We start from the raw sequence: 2,791 nt of genomic DNA, 5'->3' as shown, positions 1-2,791 counted from the left end.
GGCGGTCACCGCACCGGCAGCGTCACCCGCCTCACCCCGCAAGTAGGCAAGGTTGTTCCGGATGGTCAGGGTACCGGGGTGATCCGGCCCCAGCACCCGCAAAGAGTCGGTGAGCAAACCTGCAAACGCAGCAGCGGCGGACTCGACTTGTCCAGTGCTCCCGAGGCTGTTGATCGCGCGGAACAGTGCTGAGTGAATGTTGGGGTGGAACAGGGCTTCACCGCTGGTCGTCCGCAGAGCGACAGCGTTGGCGCGCAAGGGTTGAGTAGCTCCGTGGTCCCGATCGACAGCCGGCCATATAGCCAAAAGGGCGTCAGCGGCGGTCCGGGCGACAGCGGCGAGGTGGACCGGGTCGAGGGGGTCGCGGGTGACCCGCTGCACCAGGGCGTGTACGCGGACCGTGCCGGTGGCCGCGTCGTGGGTGACCAGGCTCAGTCGGTGCAGGTTCCGTAGCGCGTCGCGTACGTCGTCAGCTGTCACCTGCCGCCCGCTGCGGTCCGCGAGGTGCGTCACGGCAGCATCGGTGGTGAACACGGCCTCGGGGATGCCGTTCGGATCCAGCACAGCGGCGAGATTCAGCACATGTCGAGCTAGACCGGCCGGCGGATGGCTGTCCGCCACGTCGATCGACAGCGACCACGTGACCGCGACCGTCGCCCGGTGTCCATCCGGGAGAGCGTCATCCGGCGGAACAAGCTCAACCAACCTTTTCCGCCGGTCAGCCAGCCGGGCCCGATAACCGGCGGGGTCGAGACTCCGGTCCCGGATGAACGCGGCCGCCTGCGCCAACGCCAACGGCAGATACCCCAGCTCAGCGGCCAACGCCGCCAGATCGTCATCCTGGTCACCACTGGCACCGATCGCACCATCAAGATAATCGACAGCGTCATCCGGGCTGAACACATCGACGTCGACCAGGACACGGCCGTCCGTGTCCAGCACCGGATCACGGCGACGAGTCGTCACCACCGTCCGACCATTTCGACTGTTCGGCGGCCACCAGTCCGCGGCGTCACCAGGGCTATCGAGGTTGTCCAACACGATCAGCCACCGCTTCGACGTACGCTCCAACCACGACACGAACCGGCTGGCCGCCGCCTCATCGTCCCCGTCTCCCGCCACGGCGGCTCCCACCGAGCGGGCAGCTTCGGCGTAACGGGCGACGATCGCGTCCCGACTCGACGCCGCCACCCACACCAGCACATCCACCTCACGATCCCGCTCCAACCGGCGCGCAAACTCCGCCGCCAACTGGGTCTTGCCCACCCCACCCATCCCCGACAACACCTGCGTCAACACCGCCGTCCGGCCCGCCCTGGCCGCCCGCGACAGCTCCGCGCCTGCAGGCCGGCTCTGAAACCACGCCGCCTGCTGCGGAACCCGCCCGACACGCACCACCGCACCCCTCGGCACCGGAGGCGGACCAGGCTTGACGCGCCGCGCCATGAACCCGTCAACCACGGTCACGAACGACAGCACACCGCCGACAATCCCCGCGATCCAGCTAGCCTGCTCCGTACCCGTCCAGCCGGATCGAGGCAGCCCCCACCCCCACGGATTCCACCAGGCGAACAGCGCCACCAGGCCACAGACGACAGCCGAGACCGCAAACACAACCGTCCGCCGCCGCCACCGACGAGGAAACACCCGAGCCACGCCACCATCATCGACGACAAGCACAATCACCAACCTCACCGAGTCGGGATCACGTCATCGCTGTCGGGGCCAGTCAAACAGCAGCAAGCCGACCTACGAAGATCAACTACGACAACGTCAGTACAAACGGGAGCCGAAGCAGCCGCGAGAGGCCGAGAGACGTCGAGGAGCACGCCGCAGCCCAGACCGCCGACGTGCCCGGTTCGGCCCGATCCGTAGCCCGTACGCGGGTTAGGGGTTCGAGTCCCCGCCTTCCCCTTGGCCGACGGCGGCAGGCGGTCCGGAAGCCGTCGGGGTTGGCCGCCGTCGGGGTCGGGGCTTCCGGCTGCCGCGCCAGTCCATACCCCGGACTGGCTTGCCACCGACACCAATCGCGCCGGGTCCGTACCCCGCGCGGGCTGCGTCCCCGGCCGCCGTCGGCACCGCCCCGAACCGTCCAAGATCAGGGCGTCTCCAGGGCGTCAGGGCGTCTCCAGGGCGTCATATGACGACCAAAGTTGACCATGAACGACCATCGACGACGGGAAGTTCGTGCAGCTCAGAGGCTTGATCACCGCGCCGAGCTGGGGTGGGACGGACGAGTCGACCTGTACGCCGGATTCTGTCCCGTACGCGCCGGTTGCCCGGGTCGCGCAGCGGTGGCGGCCATCCATCTAGGCCTACCGTCGCCGGCAGGCTCCAGCGGCCTACCCGCAGACTCGGGCGGGCAGCCCTCAAACGCCTGCGCAGGTCGACGTCTGGCGACGCCGGCCCTCTTGGCCTTGCTCCGGGTGGGGTTTACCGAGCCATCCCGGTCACCCGGGATGCTGGTGGGCTCTTACCCCACCGTTTCACCCTTACCGGGCGTTTCACCGCCCGGCGGTCTGTTTTCTGTGGCACTGTCCCGCGGGTCGCCCCGGGTTGCCGTTAGCAACCACCCTGCCCTGTGGAGTCCGGACGTTCCTCGGCAGCAGGGGACGTATCCCCCCGCTGACGCGGCCGCCCGGTCGACTCGTCCGTCCGAGGATCAATCGTACGCAGCCCACGATCATTGCCCGCCCGCAGGCCCGGCGGACCACCACGACCAGCCCAACAGTGATCTAGTGCCGCGTCAGGCAACGTTGGCCCTGTTGACTACCTCGCGTAGGCGTTCGTC

At 68.4% G+C, this 2,791-nt stretch carries 1 protein-coding gene and 1 other RNA gene; both read right to left on the bottom strand.

Annotated features, from left to right (window positions below; translation table 11 throughout):
* Positions 1-1,395, bottom strand: a 1,395-nt coding sequence (locus tag ACFHW1_RS28610; protein ID WP_416616690.1) for an NB-ARC domain-containing protein, incomplete at its 3' end; no start/stop codon positions are given.
* A gap of 835 nt (positions 1,396-2,230) precedes the next feature.
* Positions 2,231-2,650, bottom strand: an RNA gene (rnpB, locus tag ACFHW1_RS28605) — RNase P RNA component class A.
* Positions 2,651-2,791: the final 141 nt, after the last annotated feature.

It is taken from the genome of Micromonospora sp. LOL_014 (genome assembly GCF_048060245.1).
GTDB lineage: Bacteria > Actinomycetota > Actinomycetes > Mycobacteriales > Micromonosporaceae > Micromonospora_E.
Note: the sequence above shows the minus strand (reverse complement) of the source record. Positions and strands in the feature narration are given on the sequence as shown.